A 16,743-nucleotide genomic window follows, 5' to 3' on the forward strand; every position below is an offset into this window, starting at 1 on the left:
ATGTCTGTAACCGGGCGTCAACACCAGAGCTACCCGAAAGTAATTTCTCGGGCACTCTCACGTGCCGCGCGCGGCGGTCGTCGCTGCTCTATCGTCTGCGCATGGACGTCGAACTCCGGCACAACCCCTCCAACACCGTCGCCCGATGCCGCCTCGCACCACGGGAATCGCTGAACACCGAGGGCGGGGCGATGCTCGCGTGTTCGGCCGGTGTGGACATCCGGAGCAGCACCCCGGGCGGATTCCTCGGCGGACTCAAACGCAGCGCGCTGAGCGCCGGATCCTTCTACGTCACCACGTACACGGCACCGGACCAGGGCGGCTGGGTCGACCTGGCCGGCAAGCTCCCCGGCGACGTCATCACCGTCGACGTCGCCGACGGGCAGGAGTGGTTCGTGGGCCACGGTTCGTGGCTCGGCAACTCCCCCGACGTCACCGTCGACCCGCAGTTCGGCGGAATGAAGCAGATGTTCGGCGGCCAGGGCGCCTTCGGCTACAAGGCGTCGGGACGCGGGCACGTGCTGCTGGGTGTGTACGGCGCCATCGACGTCATGGACCTCGGTCCCCGGGAACGCGTCACCATCGACACCGGTCACGTGGTGGCGTACCACCTCGCGATGACGTTCGACGTGCGTCGAGCGGTACAGGGGAAGACGATGCAGACGCTGAAGTCCGGCGAGGGGCTGGTGTTCGACTTCACCGGTCCGGGCCGCGTCCTGCTGCAGACCAGGAACCCTCGCGAACTCGAACGACTCATCGACGAGAACCGGCCACGCTCGAGCTGATCGTGGAACTCAGACCCCGGAATCCGGGGTTCAGACTCCACTATTCGCGGTGTAGGCCCGCCAGCCGCCGAACTCGGTGATGTCTGTGCCCGCCTCCGCCGCATCGGCGGCGCACATGAAACCGACCACCTCCCGACCGCCGGACAGCGTCACCGATCCCAGGCCCATCGGTGCGGGCAGCCCGGCCAGGAACGTGCCGAGGTGCGCCGGGGCCATCCGATACAGCTCGCCCGCGATGGAGGCGCTGCCGCCGCGCACCAGTCCGGGCTTGGGCGGTGTGGTGCCCAGATCGACCAGGCGGTAGTCGGCGGAGGTGCTCACCTCACCGACGAACCGCGCACCACGCTCGACCAGCTGACCGTTCAGCGGGAACCCTCGCAGGTGCGCGCCGACGACGAGCACGTCCACGCCGTCCTCCACGAGTACCGCCGTGTCCTGATCCGCCACCGCGGCGCCGATGTCGAGCAGTACCTGATCGGTGAACGCGGGGCCCACGACCATGACGCCGAAGGGATCCCCCGCCGTCGTGCGCGCACCCGGCACCGCGACGGCCGCCATGTCGAGAAGGTTGCAGAAGTTGGTGAACGTGCCGAGCCTGCGGTTGATGCCGAGCGGATCCGCCTGTACCGCAGCGATGGTGGGGTGCTCGGTGGTCGTCGGCAGCACCAGGCCGTCGAGCCCGTCGAGAATCGACGCCGCGTGCGCCTTGGCCGCCAGCAGCGTCGAGAGGTCGTCGACGTACGCGTGCGCTGCCGGATCCTTCGCGCCCAGCACGATGCGGGAGACGGTCGGGTCGGCGTGCTCGGGCGTTGTCGACAGGAACTCGCCGACCGCCGCGTAGCGCTGCGCGACGATCGCCCCGTCGTACAACAGCACGGCCGCGTCCAGCAGGACGGAGATGTCGACGATCTCGTGGTCGATCCCCACAGCGTCCAGTCCCGACACCGTGCGCTCGAACGCCTCCGCGTACTCGGGGCACAGCGCGCGGAGATCCTCGGTGCGTGGAACGGCGACACGGGGGCGCGGCGGGGCCGACAACGGCACCGTCGCGGGCCACGCACGACTCCGCGGATCCGCCGAGTCCGCACCGATCATGATCGCCATGGCGCCTGTGGCCGTGGTGATATCGGGGGCGAAGACCGTCACGGCGTCGTAGTCCACGCACGCCGGGACGACGCCGGTGTTCGGCACCAGTCCCAGCGTCGGCTTGATGCCCACCAGGGACGCGAAGGCCGCAGGAACTCGGCCCGACCCTGCCGTGTCCGTTCCGAGGGCGATGTCCACGATGCCCAGCGCGACCGCGGTCGCGGAGCCGGAACTCGACCCGCCCGAGATCTTCTCGGGGTCGTGCGCGTGCCGCACCGCGCCGTACGGGCTGCGCGTTCCCACGAGTCCGGTGGCGAACTGGTCGAGATTGGTCTTGCCCAGCACCAGAGCGCCGGCGGCACGGAGCCGCGCGACCACGGTCGCATCGGCGTCCGGGGTACGGGCGAACTCGGGGCACGCCGCCGTCGTCGAGAGACCCGCGACGTCGATGTTGTCCTTGACCGCGAGCACGGTCCCGTACAGCGGCAGGCTCTCGTCCAGACCGGCGGCCTCCGCGAGGACGTCCGCCTCGTCGCGCAGCGTGATCCACACTTCGGGGCGGTCGACCTCGGCAATACGCTTGTACGCGAGCAACACTCGATCGGTGGCGGTCGTCATCATGCTCCCTGTGCTGTGGTGAGGGCGAACTCGCCGGCCGCGGACCAGGCATCGCGCTCTATGCCGAACGCCTCGGCCTGCTTCTTGCGGAACTCGGCGATGGAGCTGTCGTTGTCGGCCAGGAACTCGTCGTGGTCGGCCAGAGAGAAGGTGCCGTCGGTGATCTCGACACCCGCTCCGCGCCCGGCCGCGAGATCGGCGCGCATGTCGGCGAGTTCCTCGGTGCTGACGGGGTACCAGGAGATGCGGTCGAAGAAGCGCAGCAGCCAGGGCGTGCCCTCTTCGAACCCCTTCGTGGTCAGAGGATGACGGTGGTTCCAGACCTGCGTGGTGCGACCGACGAACTGGTAGCCGCCGGGTCCCTCCATGCCGTAGATGCACAGATACGCGCCGCCGATCCCCACGGCGTTCTCCGGTGTCCACGTGCGGGCCGGGTTGTACTTCGTCGTGACGAGGCGGTGCCGTGGATCCAGCGGAGTCGCCACCGGCGCACCGAGGTACACGTCGCCCAGGCCCAGCACCATGTACTCGGCGTCGAAGACCGTGTCGTACACGTCGTCGACGGACTCGAGCCCGTTCATCCGGCGGATGAACTCGATGTTCCACGGGCACCACGGCGCGTCGGAGCGTACGCCGTGCATGTAGCGCTGGATCGCCTCGCGCGTGGACGGGTCGTCCCACGAGAGCGGCAGCCGCACATGCCGACTGGGCACCGTGAGCTCGGAGGTGTCCGGCAGCGCGTCCTCGGCCTCGAGCAGCAGATCGAGGAGTTTCGAGGTCGGCAGCACATCGGGGTCGACCTTCACCTGCAACGACCGGATACCGGGCGTCAGATCGACCAACCCGGCGGGAGCGATGGCCTCGACGGCCTCGTGCAGCGCGTGCGCGCGGGCCCGCAGCGCGAGGTCGAGGGACATCTCGCCGTACTCGACCAGGATGTTGTCGTCACCGGAGCGTCGATAGGTGACCGGCGTGGCACCGTCGCGGCGCGCGATGACACCGTCGTCACCGTCGCCGCCGCGCGAGAACACCACGGGCAGGCCGGCGCGCCGGCCGACGCCCAGCGTGTTCTTCGAGGCGGCCGCAGCGGCCTCGAGCGCGACGAAGCGCACCGTGTCGCCGGGGCGCAGCTGACCGAGCTTCCAGCGATCGGCCGCGACCACCGTCACCGGGCACACGAAACCGCCCAGGCTCGGGCCGTCGGGACCGAGCAGGATGGGGGTGTCGCCCGTGAAGTCCAGCGCCCCGACCGAATACGCGTTGTCGTGGATGTTGGACGGGTGCAGACCCGCCTCTCCCCCGTCGGTGCGCGCCCAGTCCGGGCGGGGTCCGACCAGCCGCACGCCGGTGCGATCGGAGTTGAAGTGCACCTCGTAGTCGGTGCCGAGAATGGTGTCCATGTCGGAGCGGGTGAAGAACTCGGGTGCTCCGTGCGGGCCCTCCGTGACGGCGAGCTGCCACGAGTGCGTCAGCGCCGGAACGTGTTCCATCGGCACGGGTGCGGGCGTGCCGGTCGCGCGATCCGCCGGGGCGAGGTCGTCGCCCGCCTGCAGCACACGGCCGTCGAGCCCGCCGAACGTCCCGAGCGTGAAGGTCGACGCACTGCCGAGGTACTCCTCGGCCAGGACGCTGCCGCGGATCGCGACGTACATCCGCAGACCGGCCCCGGACACCGCACCCACGTCGAGCACCCCGCCCGCGGGCACCGTGATCGGAGTCCAGCGCTCGGCGGGCTCGCCGTCGACCGTGACGGGTGCGTCCGCACCGGTGACGCACACGACGGTCTCGTCGTCGAAACGCAGTGCGGGACCGCTCATCGTGGTCTCGAGCGCCGGCGCTCCCTCCGGGTTGCCGACGGCGACGTTGGCCAACCGCAGCGACAGGTCGTCCATCGGCCCCGACGGGGGTACTCCCACCTTCCAGTACCCCACCCGGCCGGGCCAGTCCTGAATGGTGGTGAGCATGCCGGGGCGCTCGACGCGGATGCTCATGCGGGCCGCGTCACGATCAGACGAACCGGTGTCGGGTCGAAACCGTTGCACGGGTTGTTGATCTGCGGGCAGTTGGAGATCAGGACCAGCGAGTCGATCTCCGCGCGCAGCGCGATCCGCTTGCCCGGCGCGGACAGTCCGTCGACGATGCCCAGGCTGCCGTCCGCGTCGACCGGGACGTTCATGAAGAAGTTGATGTTGGAGACGATGTCGCGCTTGCCCAGACCCCACCGTGACCCCTCGAGCACGAAGTTCTCGACACACGCGTGCTGGTGCTTGGTGTGGTGGCCGTAGCGCAGCGTGTTCGACTCCTGCGAGCACGCACCGCCGATCGTGTCGTGATTGCCCACCTCGTCGGCGACGATGGTCATCATCGGCCGGGACTCGCTGTCGCGCAGAACAGTTCCCGTGGTGAGGTAGACGTTGCCCCGACCCACCATGGTGGCCGGTGCGCTGTAGCGGACGGTGTGATCGTCGGCGCCGTAGACCAGGGTGTCGACGGCCTGGTTGCCCTCCAGGTCGAGGATGGTGAGGACGTCGCCGGCGCGCACGACGGCGGACCACGGGCCGCGGGCAGGCGCGACCTCGTCGAGCACCACCTCGCCGGAGACGAGGGCCAGTTCCTGTACTGCTGCGGTCATTTCGAGCCTCCTGCTGCGTACGTGTCCTCCGTGTTGGCGACGGCACGGAGGTATTCGGGATCGGTGTTCGGCAGCGCGTCGAGATCCTGCGGCGACGGCCAGGCCAGCACCTGGAGCGACGTGGTGTCGAAGGTGGGCGACGGATCGATCGGGTGCGCCGTGTTGGCGATGCTCACGATCACCGGCAGGTGCAGGATCAGGTCGACCTCGCGGCCGGCACCCGCGGAACCCGTGCTGCGGAGGGCCCCGTCGGGATCGACGGTGACGCCGTGGAAGAAGCTGAGTGTCGGCGGCACGTCGCGGGGACCGAGGCCGTTCTTCAGGGCGGCCAGGATCAGCAACTCGCGGCCCGCGGGCGACGCCGAGTACGCGCTGCCGTCACCGTACTTCGCGGTGTTGGTGAGCAGCGTCGACGTACCGCACAGTGCGTCGTGGTGTCCGGACGAGTCGGCCAGCACGGTGGCGAGCACCCGCCCCTGGTCGGACAGCAGCGGATGACCCACCCCCATGTACGCCTGCCACGGCACCTTGACGGTGTCCGCGGTGTTGAGGCGTTCCCACGGTGCGTCGGCACGGTGCAGCAGGACGTGCGCGCAGGCCGCTCCGTCGATGTCGCGCAACCGGACTCGGGTTCCGCGCTGGAGCACCTTCGTCGTGTACCGCCCGCCGGGAACGGTCTCGGCCCAGACGAGCGACGCGGCATCGGTTCCGGGAACCTCGTGCGGCCACAGGGAGGGTGGGACCACCGGCATCGAGTCGGTGATCTCCCGAGCCTGCGACCGGGCGTGCTCGCGGGCGGCTGTGGTGGTGGCGGTCATGCGGACACTCCTGTGGTGACGGGGTTGGGGTGGGCCTTGCCGCGCGGGAAGCACAGCGCACCGACGGCGACGACGGCCAGCACGGTGAGGGGCGCGGCCCAGCGCAGCAGCGGGAAATCGCCGGAGGGGTCGTAGATCTCGGGGCGCGGCCAGGACAGGTTGACCACCATGGCAGCGCCGTAGACGACGGCGACAAGGTTGACGGGCAGTCCGAGTCGGCCGAGCGTGAACAGCGGCTTGCCCTCGGAGTCGACCTTCGGGGCGCCGGTGGTGCTGCGGGGCCAGCCCTTCAGCCGCTGAAGGAGCAGCGGCACGGTGACCATCATGTAGGCGAGGTAGATGAGCACGATGCACACGCTGGCGAGGGTGGAGAAGATCGCCGAGTTGCCGACGTTGACCACGAGCACCAGAACGCAGCCCAGCCCGATGACGACGGCCGGGGCGATGGGCGTGCCCGTGGTCTTGTTGACCGATCCGAGAACACGGGACGCGGGAAGCCGGCCGTCACGGGCCATCGAGAACATGAGCCGGGACGCGGCAGTCTGAATGGCCAACGTGCAGATGAGGATCGCGATGGCCACGTCGATCAGGAGCACGGTGCCCCACGGGGACGAGAGCACGGAGTTCAGCACGTACGGCAGGCCCTGCGTCGCGAGTTCACCGTCGGTGAGGCTGGGTGCCGCCATGAGCGCACCGATGATCATGAGCCCGCCGCCCAGCGCGGAGACGGACAGCGCGAGACGGATGGTGCGCGGAGCGACCCGACGGGGATTCTTCGTCTCCTCGGCCAGTTCGCCGGCGGAGCCGAATCCCACCATGACGTAGGCGGCCATGAGTCCCGAGACGATCCACGCCCCGATGTAGCCGGAATCGACGGGCACGCCGCCGGTGTCGAACACGACGTCCGGTCCGCGCTGAGCATGAGTGAAGAACACGCCGATCACCGCGATGACACCGACGATCTCGCAGGTCACGCCGATCGAGTTGATGCGCGCCATGGCATTGACACCGATGGAGTTGATGGTCGTGGTGATCACCAGCAGCGCGGTGCCCAGCACGACGGCGTTGGTGGCGCCGTCCGACGAGGTCAGTGCGGTGTCGGTGCCGACGATCTGGAAGCCGCTCCAGACGTTCGGCAGCACCACCTGCAGTGCGATGGCGGCGGCGGAGGCCGTCACGATCTGCGCGATGATCATGAACCATCCGGCGAACCATCCGGTGATCTCACCGCCGACGCGGCGTGACCACTGGTAGATGGCCCCGGAGATGGGGTAGCGCGCGGCCAGTTCGGCGAAGCACAGCGCCACCATGAACTGGCCGACGAACACCACCGGCCACGCCCAGAAGAACGCCGGGCCGGCGAAGCTGAAGCCCAGGCCGAACAGCTGGAAGATCGTCGTCAGGATCGAGACGAACGAGAAGCCCGCCGCGAAGGACGCGAACTTCCCCAGCTTGCGATGCAGCTGTTGTTCGTACCCGAACTCGAGGAGATCGTCGGAGTCGCCGTCCGCGTGACGGTCCGACGGGGGTGGGAGCACGGCCTGGCTCATGGGTGTTCTCCATCGACGGGAGGGGTGTATCTGTCGAGTGATAGTTAATCGGACACAGCGGCCGCGGTGGTGTCCGTGATGTATCGAGATGTTGCGAGTGCGTTACGAGCTCAGGGCGCGCAGGAAGAGGGGAAGGAAGGGGCGTGCGGACGGTGCGCCGGCCTGGCGGAACGGTGCCGAGTCCTGCGATGCGGCGATCCAGTCCCGCCGCTCGACGTCGGTCAGATCCAGCCGGAACCCGGTCGGCGCGACGAGCAGATGCAGCAGCATGGTCGCGGCCCGTCCGTTGCCCTCACGGAAGGGATGCACCTGATTGAGGTCGGCGTAGGTGCGGCTCAGGAGGTACGCGAGCTCCCCCCGGTCGGCGGCCGCCCAGTCGGCGCTCAGGATGGTCTCGTGCACGCCCATGAGGCCGTCCCACACGACGGAGCACCTCGCGAACGCGGTGCTGTTCTTCGACAGTTCCACGGTGCGCACGTCGCCTGCCCACACGTAGACGTCCTGGAAGACGTAGCGGTGCACGCTCAGCAGGCGGTGCACACCGACGGCGCCCCCGAGGTCGGCCCGCCCGGTGTGACAGCGGACCAGACGGAGTGCGGTGAGGATGCTCTCCGCGCGGTGCAACGCGGCCGCGTCGACGATGCCCAGCACGTTGCGCAGCGTCGTCGACCCGGGCAGCAGGTACGGGGTGTGCCGCGGACGCAGTGCCGCCCAGCGTGATTCACGCTTCGGTCCGTCGCCGACGAGCCCCTCGCGCACCGACGGCAGCACCGTCTCGCCGCGACAATCGGCGACGAGGAGTGCGAGGTCCGCCGGCGTGGGACGCCATCCCTCGAGCCGTTCGGCGGCGACGGCCTGATCGACGGCGTGGCACTGCTCCGGGGTGAGCCCGGCGAAGGTGTCGGGATGTTCCTCGGACGGCCTCATCGAGCCAGGTACGCCGAGGCCCGTTGCACGCCCGCCACTTCCCGCGCAGCCGCGTCGAGCAGGCTCCGGTCGAGGGGCGTGAGGTCCGACGGGCGCACCAGGTCGTCGACGGGGCGGCCGTCGCGCAGTGCCTCGCACTGGTGCCGCAGCCGGATGCGCTGGACGACGTCGAACGATTCCGCGAGCACCGCGGCGTCGTCCTCGGACAGCACCTGCGCGCGAGCACCGTGCTCGAGCCGAGCCGGCGTGCCCACGGCGTCGTGCCCGGCGGAGACACCGGCCCAGCGCGCGATGTCCACGATGGGAGTCAGGATCCCCGCCTTCACGTCCATCGTGTCCGCACGACGGAAGAGCTTGTCCCGCAGCGTCACCCGCGCCTTGACCGTCGTCGCCTCACGCAACATCAGCAGTCGCGAGTGAGCGGCGTCGGCCAGCGCGGCGCGCGCGGGCTCCGCCGGTGTCCATCCGCCAGGCACCACCGGACGCGTATCGAGCGCGAGCGAGAGCATCACCACACCGGTGTCCTCGTACGGATCGGCCACCCAGCCCGCCACCGCGTCGGACCACTCGTCGACCGTCCGCACGAAGCGCGGCGACGCGGCACTCGCGTGATGGGGATCGGCTGCGAGACCGCAGCGTTCGAGTACGGCGTGCACGTCCGACCCCATCGAGGACGGGCCGCCCACCCGCGCCGTCTCGACATCGGACGACGGGACCGATTCGCGTCGAGCGACGCTTCCGGAGACCAGCCAGGTGGACGCGTCGTCGCCCAGCAGTTCGGCGGCCCGGCGCACGGTGGCCGTCACCACGGACGATCGCACTGCCGTCACGTCGGCCGACGGGACGCGGGAATCGTTCAGCGACAACGTCACCGAGGCAAGCCGCCCGCACGCCTCGACCAGATCGTCGACACTCGCCGAGCGCTCCACCGCGGTGCGCAGCGCTGTGCCCGCACGCAGCGCCGGCGAGAGCAGATCCTGTTCGAGGGCGATGCCGAGCACGCCCCCACTCGCATCCAGCACCACCAGTCGGCGGACACCCGCAGTGAGCGCGAGGGCGGCCGCCTCCGCGACGGGCACCTCGGCGTCGACAGTGACGGCAGGAACGGACGCGACGGCCGACACCGGCGCCGCGGTGCTCAGGCCCGCGGCGATCACGCGTCGACGGAGGTCGCCGTCGGTCACCACGCCCCACACCGAGCCCGGGCACTGCACGACGAGGGTGCTCGACCGCGCCCGGGTCATCGCGTCGGCCGCCTCCGCGACGGTGATGTCGGCTCTACCGATCGGGACACCGCGACGCGTCAGCGCGCTCACCGGGGAACGCCGACGCGAGGAGGTCACCCGGCCACGTTAACCCCGACGGCTCCACTGTTCCCGGTGCACGGCGTCGGACAGGGGCCGACGCGGACGCCACCCGAACCGCTCGAGGTCCGGAATCTGCTGGAACTCCGTCACCGGCCCGACACACAGCCACGCGACGGGCCGCACGGCGTCGTCGCCGGCCAGGCCGATGATGTCCCGCAGCACCGCCTCGTCGTAGAACGACACCCACCCGACGCCGACGCCCTCGGACACCGCTGCGAGCCAGAGGTTCTCGATAGCGAGGGCCACGGAGAGCAGGCCCGTGTCCCGCACCGTGGCCCGGCCCAGGACGTGCTCACCACCGCGGGAGTCGTCGTACGTCACGACGATGCCGGTGCCACTGGTCTCGATTCCCTCGACGCGGATCGGGTCGAAGGTCTCGGCGCGGTCGGCGGGCAGTGATGCCGCGAAGTCGGCGCGGCACTGCGCCACGTGCGCGGCGAATCGCCCCAGCGTCTCGGGGTGTCGGACGATCACGAAGTCCCACGGCTGGGTGTTCCCGACGCTCGGTGCCCGGTGGGCGGCGGTGAGGATCCTGGTGAGGACGGCGTCGTCCACCACCTCACCGCTGAACTCACTGCGGACGTCCCGACGTGCGGCGATGGCGTCGTACACGGACAGGCGCTCGGTGCTCATGTGGTGACCGTGCCAGAACACGCCTAGTGTCGACACCACTCGGTGCGTCCGAGTCTCGAGACAACGGGGGGGTCGTTTCATCGTGGGTTCGACACCCGGCACCACGCCACCGCCCGGTAGAGGTCAGCTCACCCGCGCCGTCATCCTGCGCGCGGGCATCGCCTTCATCGACGACAACGGCGCGCGGGATCTGACGATGCGCCGACTCGGCGGGCGTCTCGGCGTCGAGGCGATGGCGCTCTACCACTACTTCGGCGGCAAGGAAGAACTGCTCGACGGCATCGTCGACCAGGTCATCGACGATCTGGGCAGCGACCCGCAGGTGCTGATGAAGGGCGCCTCGAGCTGGCAGGACTACCTGCAGCGGCTGGCGCACGGCGTGCGACGGATGGCGCTCGAACATCCCGAGGTGTTCCCGCTCATCGCGACCCGGCCGAACAGCGCGCCGTGGGTGCGGCCCCCACTCCGCAGCGTGCGGTGGCTCGAGAACTTCCTCTCCAGCCTGAAGGAATGGGGATTCGACGACGCGGCCGCGGCTGCCGCCTACCGCTCGTACACGAGTTTCCTGCTCGGACAGCTGTTGCTCGAGGTCTCGGCGCAGGGAGTCTCGATCGGTCCGACGGACCGCAACGATCCCGACGATCCCCGCGCCACCGCTCAGCCCGGAGACGACATCGACCCGACAGAGTTCCCCACCGTGGTGCGGATGAAGGCGGAGCTGGCGCGCGATCTCGGCCTGCCCGAGTTCGAGAAAGCGCTCGAGGCTCTGCTCGACCGACTCGCCGCGACCCTGCCTCAGGTGGACGGGTAGCGCAGCTTGGCTCCGGCCTCGACGATGTCCGCGGCAAGCTTGTGCAGCGGTCGGTTGTTGTTCTGCGACAACTTCGAGAGCATCTCGAACGCCTGGACCGAATCCACCTCGAACCGCTCCATCAGCATGCCCTTGGCCTGACCGATGATGTCGCGGGACGCGAGACCGGACCGGAACTGCGCTTCCTTCTGCAGACTCTGCACCGCGATGGCGGCGTGCGCCGCGATCGCCGTCGCCACGGTCAGGCTGTCCTCGTCGAACGCCGCGGTCGACGACGAGTACAGCGTGAGCACTCCCAGCGTGCGCTCGTGCATCGCCAGCGGTACGGCGGCCAGCGCGCGGACACCGACGGCGTCGGCCACCTCCGCCAGACCGGGCCAACGATGCACCGGACCGGCGACGACGGCAGCGAGGTCCACGTCCGCCTCGAAGGACCGATGCAGGAGATCGACGGTCGGTCCGTCCCCCGGTCGCCTCTGCACCCGGTCGAGTGCGGCCGCGATGTCGCTGCTCGTGCGGCTGGGCTCCGCAGGCCCCGATACCTCGGCCGCCAGCCGCACCGACGCGTGATCCGCGGCGTCGATCAGATCGACCGACACCGCGAGGACGTGATCGAGAACCTCGTCGATCGTCCGGACCTGGCGCGACCCGGCGAACTCGCGCGCCAGCTCGGCCAGAGTGCGCACCAGATCGAGGTGCTCGGAGCTCGGCGGCCGACCGTCGTTGCTCATGTGTGGTGCTGATCCCTTCGGTTCTCTCATCATCCGTCGTCACTCGGTCGTCGCGGACCGGACGACAAAAGGCGACACCCACCAGTGCCGACGCCTACTGCTGGACGCCGGGCGGGGTATCGCCTTCCGCGCAACTATAACCGGACACCCCGACAGCGGTACGGTGGTCTCGCACTCCGCGTACGGGTCGTCGAGTGATGAATCGGCGAAGGCGGGAGATGCGGGAATGACCGACAGCGCGGACACCACGGCCGAACGACGGGCGTTGGCCCTGTTGGCGGAGGCCCTGACAGACCTGGACAGTGCGCTCGCCGTCTCCCACACGGCCGACGGCGCGCTCGACACGATCTGCGCGCGCGTCGTGACGGCGATTCCCGACGCCGACGCAGCGGGCGTCACTGTCTTCCGCCGCGGCAGGCCGCAGACCGCCGCGAGCACCGAGACGTTCGTCCTCGAGGTGGACCAGGCCCAGTATCGCAGCGAGCAGGGACCGTGCATCGAGTCGGCGTTGACCCACGAGGTGGTGCGTGCCGATCTCGACGACGTGTCCCAGCGCTGGCCCGTGTTCGCGAAGGCGATCGATCGCCTCGACGTCGCGAGTTTCCTGTCCGCGCCCGTCACCTTGGGCGGTGCCCTCATCGGCGCCCTCAATCTCTACAGCCACACCGGCCACCGGTTCGATTCCGTCGACGAGTCGGCGATGCGGGTGTTCGTGCAGGCCGCCCAGTCGGCCCTGACCGGAGCGGAGAACTCCGAGCACGCCGCCAGGCAGGTCGAGACCTACGCCGCCGCGATGGAGTCCCGTGCCGCGATCGAGCAGGCCAAGGGCGCCCTGATGCTGGGACTCAACGTGTCGGCCGACAAGGCCTTCGACCTGCTGCTCTGGCGCTCGCAGACCACGAACATCAAGGTACGGACTCTCGCCGAGCAACTGGTCCGCGACATCGGCTCGCTCGGCGATGCACCGGACGCTCTGTCCACCGAACTCGGCAAGCTGCTGATGACAGCGCACACGCGCGTGCCGTCGGGTCAGGTCACTCCGGCCGAGTAGTGCGCCCCGACCGCGTCGACGGGTCTTCGCCTCGGGTCAGCGGCGGCACGTGTTCCACCGCGCCCGCCACCGTCGCGAGCAGTCCGCTGGTGCGCTGCAGCAACTGCACCGTCGACGGCGTGGTCACCCGCCTCGACACCACGTCCAGTGCGTCCCGCGATCTGTCCAGCATCGTGAGCGGCAGCGCGGCGACGACGTTGCCCGGTGGGCGGCGGGCCACCACCGGATGCGGCCTCGTCGGCGCCGTGCGCCGCACCGCGGTCCACGCCAGGCCGAGCCGACGGAGCTGCGCGTCGTCCATCGCGCGGCGCAGCATCGGGAACAGCCGGTCCTCCTCGTCGCGCACGTCCTCACGCAGCAGGACGACGATGCGATCGAGCAGCGCGCTGCCCTCGTCGGTGCCGTGGCCCTTCTCCTCGAGCGTGGAGAACAGCTCGTTGATCTCCTGATGCTCGCGCTCGATCTCGAGGGTCAGCGACTCGCCGTCCGGCACCCACTTCCGGATGGCGGGCCACAGCACCGACTCCTCGGCGAACGCGTGCGGGAAGACGAGCCGACAGATGCGGTTCAGCACGTCGGCACGATCTGCGGCCGGCGTCTCGCCGAGCTCGTGGAGCAACTGGTCGAGCTCGATGTGGTCGTCGCGTTGCCGGGTCAACACGCTGGTGCGGCCGCCGAGCTCGGCGACGGAAGCCGTGGCGATGGAGGGCAGTTGATCTGTCACAGCTGATCCTTCAGGTCGGTCGGCTCAGGTTCGGGGCTCGAGAGACAGCTCGACTCCGTAGGTGTTCAGAGTCGGGGGAAGTGGTCGCGACGGTGCAAGCGCAGGGTTCGTGAGAGCCACCCCGGACCGAGCGAGAATCGACGCCAGCATCGACGACGCGGTGAACGACACGAGATTCTGACCGGGGCACACCACCGGCCCGGCACTGAACGGCACCAGCTGCGGGTACTGCTCAGCGGTGCCGTCGAGCCAGATGTCGGGCGCGAACCGATCGGCGAAGGGCAGCGCGTCCGCGTCCCGGTGGAACCCGGACGCCAGAATGGCGAACGCCGTGCCGGCTCGCACGATTCGAGTGCTCGAATCACCGGTCCACTCCGTGTCGACGGTCGAGTCCCGCAGGATCGCCGGCGTCGTCGGCCACAGACGAATCGACTCGAGGATGCACGCCCGCAGGAACGGCAGCGCCTGCGGACGGCCGACGTCACCCGCGCTCGCCTCCTCGACGCCCCGCCGCTCGAGGTCGGGGTGCGAGGCCAGCAGCGCGAGCGCCCGCAGCGTCGCCATGCCGGCCGCGTCGAACGCGAAGAGCCACTGCGGCATCTGACCCACCGGGTCCACCGCACCGCCCACCCGACTGTGCGCGACGACGGCGGCGAGCGAGTTCGGCTCCGCCGCATCGACATACGAGTACAGGTCGTCGATGAAGCGATCCCGCGCACGGCGTCGCTGCGGTACGAAGTACGACCAGTTACCGTTCCCGCGCAGGGAACGCAGACGGTCGGTCACCGTCTCGTCGTCGCGCGCGGACGCACCCAGCACGACCCGGCGCACCACCCGCCACCACAGCTGCAGGAACTCGTCCGCCGACACCGGGCGCGGCGCTCCCGCACCGGGACCGGACAGCAGAGTGTCGACCTCCTCGTCCACCACGGCCACGAACGCCGACGCGAGATGGTGCAGCGGCTGAGGGGTGTCCAGGACCTGCTCGTTGAACGCACGTCGCTCGTCGCGCAGCCGGCCACGGGAGATGAGCACCCCGTGCGGCTGGAACGGTCCCAGCGCGCCGATCTTCTCCCGGTTCGCCGCCGTGAAGTCCTCCGGGGAGTCGACGAGGATGCGCCGGACATCGGCAGGGTCGAGCACGACGGCGATGGTGCGACCGGGCAGAGCCAACTGCACGGGCGCGGAGCCGTACCGGAGTCGCAGCTCCCGCATCGCGGCCAGCGTGGCCGCATTGGCGTCGACCTTCTCGGCCAGCGCCATGGCCGCCGGACGACGAAGGATCACCCCCGAGGTGATCGAGGGTCCCATCAGCCGCGCCGCGTAGGCGAGAGCCCGTGGGCCGGTGACGGCCGGCGCGACGGCGGGGCGGTCGTCGGTCGAGGTGTCGGTCATGGACCTGCGGTACCCCGGCAGGGGGCCGTGAAACGAGCCGGTCAGCTCAGGGCATCGATCACCGCACGCGCCCGATCTGCGAGCGAGGTCCGTGAGCGGCGGGCGTCGGTGACGAGCAGGTCGGTCGCGGGGCCGATGGCGAGACCATGGGTCTCGGCGAGCACACCGATGGCCTGATCGATCACGGCGGCGTCCTCGAGGACCTGCTGTCGACGCGTCGCCTCGACCGACAGGCGCACGTCGCCCTCGGTGTCGACGCTGACGGCCAACGCCGCCAGATCCGCGACGGCCTGGACGAACGCCGCCGCGTGACCCGGTGCCCGCCACGGCCCCGACGTGTGGACCACGACGGCGCCGGTGCCGGGCGGATCGAAAGTGGGCGGGAAAGTCACGACGGCTGTCCTTTCGTCGTCGAGTCCGACGCGGTGTCGTCGGTGGAGAAGCGCACCTTGCGCTCGACCACCTCGCGGGCGATGTCGTCGACGGGGCGTCGGGCCGAGTACGCCGCGGCGCGCAGCCGGGCGAGCGCCTCGGTCGGCGACACCCGCATCTGCACCGTGATCATGCCGACGGCCAGATTGACGTAGGGCCGGGTGCGATGGTCGCCCAGCGGCGAGTCGTCCGAGGCGTCGCCGAGCGACTGTCCCGCGCCGAGGCCGGGCGCGAAGGCTTCCAGCAGGCTGATGGCTGCCGCGTCCGCGGTCAGCTGGGCGACAGCGGCGAACTCGTCGCTGAGTTCACCGACGGATGCGCGATACAGCTCGAGCACGCCGAACACGGTGTTGCCGCCGCGCAGCGGGAAGGCGAACAGAGCGGCCGCGCCCCCGTCCGACGCGTCGGCGGCGAATCCGGGCCAGTGCTCCTCCGCCTCGCTGTCGAGATCGGCGACGAACACGGTCCGGCCACGGTGGAAGGCGTCGACGCAGGGACCCTGACCGGTGGTGAACTGCAGTTCGTCGAGGTACTGCGACACGGCGTCGGTGGCGTAGACCAACTCGCGCGTGGTGCCGCTCATGACGGTGATGGCGGCGCCGTCCACCTCGACCAACTGCACGACACTGCGGCACAGATCGGCGATGTCGGTGATGGACAACGGTGCGTGCGCGTCGTCGTCACCACCCGATCGCGTCGTCATGACCTGCACTCACTCCTCGTCGATCGACGTCCACACCGTTGTCCGCGACCCGAGGAATGCCCCGTGTGACGCGAGTCAACCGTAGCGACAAGTCTGGACCGCGCGGGCGACCGGCGTGAAGTTTTCCCGCACCGTTGCACTCGTGAACGGGCGAACAGGCGAACGACCGAGAACACGGAGACCCATGACGAGCGACCCGGAGCAGTCGTTGCACGAACGCATCCGCGCGGCCGCAGACGAACTCGTACTGCTCGAGCGACTCGGGGCCGTGGTCACCGAGCGCATCCGGCTGTCCCTCGATGCGCGCGCCGCGATCGATCTGATGCGCGCGCCGCGATCGATCTCGCCGTGGGTGCACTGATGGTGCGGCACGGATGCGAGGCACCTGCCGCGGTCGCGCGACTGGCGTCGACGGCGTCGTCGCGGTCCGCCACGATGCCCGAGATCGCCGCCGAGGTGCTCGCGACCATCCGATGAGCG

The 16,743-nt window shown here is 69.9% G+C and carries 18 protein-coding genes; 5 read left to right on the forward strand and 13 right to left on the reverse strand.

From position 1 onward, the window contains the following. Nucleotides 1-101 precede the first annotated feature (101 nt). Nucleotides 102-785: a TIGR00266 family protein gene (locus QE397_RS17285; RefSeq protein ID WP_307096315.1), complete on the forward strand. Its 684-nt coding sequence runs from the start codon at nt 102-104 to the stop codon at nt 783-785. Between the two features lie 30 nt (nt 786-815). On the opposite strand, the gene atzF is transcribed toward QE397_RS17285, so the two are convergent. The 8 genes from atzF to bluB form a co-directional block, all read right to left on the reverse strand. Continuing rightward, the gene (gene atzF, locus QE397_RS17290) at nt 816-2,489 is read right to left on the reverse strand and encodes an allophanate hydrolase (protein ID WP_307096317.1); all 1,674 of its coding nucleotides are present in this window, start codon (nt 2,487-2,489) and stop codon (nt 816-818) included. After that, nucleotides 2,489-4,480: a 5-oxoprolinase/urea amidolyase family protein gene (locus tag QE397_RS17295; protein ID WP_307096319.1), complete on the reverse strand. Its 1,992-nt coding sequence runs from the start codon at nt 4,478-4,480 to the stop codon at nt 2,489-2,491. The genes atzF and QE397_RS17295 overlap by 1 nt, the downstream gene beginning before the upstream one ends. After that, a complete protein-coding gene (locus QE397_RS17300) occupies nt 4,477-5,121 on the reverse strand; it encodes an urea amidolyase associated protein UAAP2 (protein ID WP_307096321.1) in 645 nt (214 codons plus the stop codon). Before QE397_RS17300 ends, QE397_RS17295 begins: the two co-directional genes overlap by 4 nt. Then, a complete protein-coding gene (locus QE397_RS17305; RefSeq protein WP_307096323.1) occupies nt 5,118-5,939 on the reverse strand; it encodes an urea amidolyase associated protein UAAP1 in 822 nt (273 codons plus the stop codon). The genes QE397_RS17300 and QE397_RS17305 overlap by 4 nt, the downstream gene beginning before the upstream one ends. Next, the gene (locus QE397_RS17310; RefSeq protein WP_307096324.1) at nt 5,936-7,489 is read right to left on the reverse strand and encodes an amino acid permease; all 1,554 of its coding nucleotides are present in this window, start codon (nt 7,487-7,489) and stop codon (nt 5,936-5,938) included. Before QE397_RS17310 ends, QE397_RS17305 begins: the two co-directional genes overlap by 4 nt. 102 nt (nt 7,490-7,591) lie before the next feature. Further along, entirely contained in the window at nt 7,592-8,416 is an 825-nt protein-coding gene (locus QE397_RS17315; protein WP_307096326.1) for a Fic family protein, read from the reverse strand. Continuing rightward, nucleotides 8,413-9,759, reverse strand: coding sequence for a putative nucleotidyltransferase substrate binding domain-containing protein (locus QE397_RS17320; protein ID WP_307096328.1), 1,347 nt, complete (start codon nt 9,757-9,759; stop codon nt 8,413-8,415). The genes QE397_RS17315 and QE397_RS17320 overlap by 4 nt, the downstream gene beginning before the upstream one ends. 9 nt (nt 9,760-9,768) lie before the next feature. After that, nucleotides 9,769-10,416, reverse strand: coding sequence for a 5,6-dimethylbenzimidazole synthase (bluB, locus tag QE397_RS17325; protein ID WP_307096330.1), 648 nt, complete (start codon nt 10,414-10,416; stop codon nt 9,769-9,771). A 79-nt stretch (nt 10,417-10,495) separates the two neighbouring features. Between bluB and QE397_RS17330 the strand changes: the two genes are divergently transcribed. Then, nucleotides 10,496-11,227, forward strand: coding sequence for a TetR/AcrR family transcriptional regulator (locus tag QE397_RS17330; protein WP_373425301.1), 732 nt, complete (start codon nt 10,496-10,498; stop codon nt 11,225-11,227). Here the strand turns inward: QE397_RS17330 and QE397_RS17335 are convergent. After that, entirely contained in the window at nt 11,212-11,958 is a 747-nt protein-coding gene (locus QE397_RS17335) for a GAF and ANTAR domain-containing protein (protein WP_307096334.1), read from the reverse strand. The two genes, QE397_RS17330 and QE397_RS17335, sit on opposite strands and share 16 nt — an antisense overlap. Nucleotides 11,959-12,184: 226 nt before the next feature. Here QE397_RS17335 and QE397_RS17340 point away from each other — a divergent pair, with 226 nt between their 5' ends. Next, nucleotides 12,185-13,009, forward strand: a complete 825-nt coding sequence (locus tag QE397_RS17340; RefSeq protein WP_307096335.1) for a GAF and ANTAR domain-containing protein — start codon at nt 12,185-12,187, stop codon at nt 13,007-13,009. On the opposite strand, the gene QE397_RS17345 is transcribed toward QE397_RS17340, so the two are convergent. The 4 genes from QE397_RS17345 to QE397_RS17360 are packed head-to-tail and all read right to left on the reverse strand — an operon-like array spanning nt 12,993 to nt 16,263. Continuing rightward, nucleotides 12,993-13,733: a hemerythrin domain-containing protein gene (locus tag QE397_RS17345; RefSeq protein ID WP_285187385.1), complete on the reverse strand. Its 741-nt coding sequence runs from the start codon at nt 13,731-13,733 to the stop codon at nt 12,993-12,995. The two genes, QE397_RS17340 and QE397_RS17345, sit on opposite strands and share 17 nt — an antisense overlap. A gap of 24 nt (nt 13,734-13,757) precedes the next feature. Continuing rightward, complete coding sequence (locus QE397_RS17350) at nt 13,758-15,128, reverse strand: cytochrome P450 (RefSeq protein WP_307096338.1); 1,371 nt, start codon at nt 15,126-15,128, stop codon at nt 13,758-13,760. A gap of 41 nt (nt 15,129-15,169) precedes the next feature. After that, entirely contained in the window at nt 15,170-15,520 is a 351-nt protein-coding gene (locus tag QE397_RS17355; RefSeq protein ID WP_307096340.1) for an ANTAR domain-containing protein, read from the reverse strand. Then, on the reverse strand, nt 15,517-16,263 hold the full coding sequence (locus QE397_RS17360) for a GAF domain-containing protein (RefSeq protein WP_056443790.1): 747 nt from the start codon (nt 16,261-16,263) through the stop codon (nt 15,517-15,519). The genes QE397_RS17355 and QE397_RS17360 overlap by 4 nt, the downstream gene beginning before the upstream one ends. A 184-nt stretch (nt 16,264-16,447) precedes the next feature. Between QE397_RS17360 and QE397_RS17365 the strand changes: the two genes are divergently transcribed. Together QE397_RS17365 and QE397_RS17370 are read left to right on the forward strand one after the other, a co-directional pair. Beyond that, nucleotides 16,448-16,624 carry a hypothetical protein gene (locus QE397_RS17365; RefSeq protein ID WP_285187380.1) on the forward strand — a complete coding sequence of 59 codons (177 nt, stop codon included), beginning with the start codon at nt 16,448-16,450 and terminating at the stop codon, nt 16,622-16,624. Then, entirely contained in the window at nt 16,612-16,740 is a 129-nt protein-coding gene (locus tag QE397_RS17370) for an ANTAR domain-containing protein (protein ID WP_222638833.1), read from the forward strand. The genes QE397_RS17365 and QE397_RS17370 overlap by 13 nt, the downstream gene beginning before the upstream one ends. The last annotated feature ends 3 nt before the right edge of the window (nt 16,741-16,743 follow it).

The sequence above is a fragment of the Rhodococcus sp. SORGH_AS_0301 genome (assembly GCF_030818285.1).
GTDB lineage: Bacteria > Actinomycetota > Actinomycetes > Mycobacteriales > Mycobacteriaceae > Rhodococcoides.

Excerpts from the sequence above, each read along its gene's own strand:
- QE397_RS17360 (WP_056443790.1), bottom strand. The coding sequence starts at position 16,263 with ATGACGACGCGATCGGGTGGTGACGACGACGCGCACGCACCGTTGTCC.
- QE397_RS17305 (WP_307096323.1), bottom strand. The coding sequence starts at position 5,939 with ATGACCGCCACCACCACAGCCGCCCGCGAGCACGCCCGGTCGCAGGCT.
- atzF (WP_307096317.1), bottom strand. The coding sequence starts at position 2,489 with ATGACGACCGCCACCGATCGAGTGTTGCTCGCGTACAAGCGTATTGCC.
- QE397_RS17335 (WP_307096334.1), bottom strand. The coding sequence starts at position 11,958 with ATGAGCAACGACGGTCGGCCGCCGAGCTCCGAGCACCTCGATCTGGTG.
- bluB (WP_307096330.1), bottom strand. The coding sequence starts at position 10,416 with ATGAGCACCGAGCGCCTGTCCGTGTACGACGCCATCGCCGCACGTCGG.
- QE397_RS17310 (WP_307096324.1), bottom strand. The coding sequence starts at position 7,489 with ATGAGCCAGGCCGTGCTCCCACCCCCGTCGGACCGTCACGCGGACGGC.
- QE397_RS17340 (WP_307096335.1), top strand. The coding sequence starts at position 12,185 with ATGACCGACAGCGCGGACACCACGGCCGAACGACGGGCGTTGGCCCTG.
- QE397_RS17295 (WP_307096319.1), bottom strand. The coding sequence starts at position 4,480 with ATGAGCATCCGCGTCGAGCGCCCCGGCATGCTCACCACCATTCAGGAC.
- QE397_RS17285 (WP_307096315.1), top strand. The coding sequence starts at position 102 with ATGGACGTCGAACTCCGGCACAACCCCTCCAACACCGTCGCCCGATGC.
- QE397_RS17350 (WP_307096338.1), bottom strand. The coding sequence starts at position 15,128 with ATGACCGACACCTCGACCGACGACCGCCCCGCCGTCGCGCCGGCCGTC.
- QE397_RS17315 (WP_307096326.1), bottom strand. The coding sequence starts at position 8,416 with ATGAGGCCGTCCGAGGAACATCCCGACACCTTCGCCGGGCTCACCCCG.
- QE397_RS17365 (WP_285187380.1), top strand. The coding sequence starts at position 16,448 with ATGACGAGCGACCCGGAGCAGTCGTTGCACGAACGCATCCGCGCGGCC.
- QE397_RS17300 (WP_307096321.1), bottom strand. The coding sequence starts at position 5,121 with ATGACCGCAGCAGTACAGGAACTGGCCCTCGTCTCCGGCGAGGTGGTG.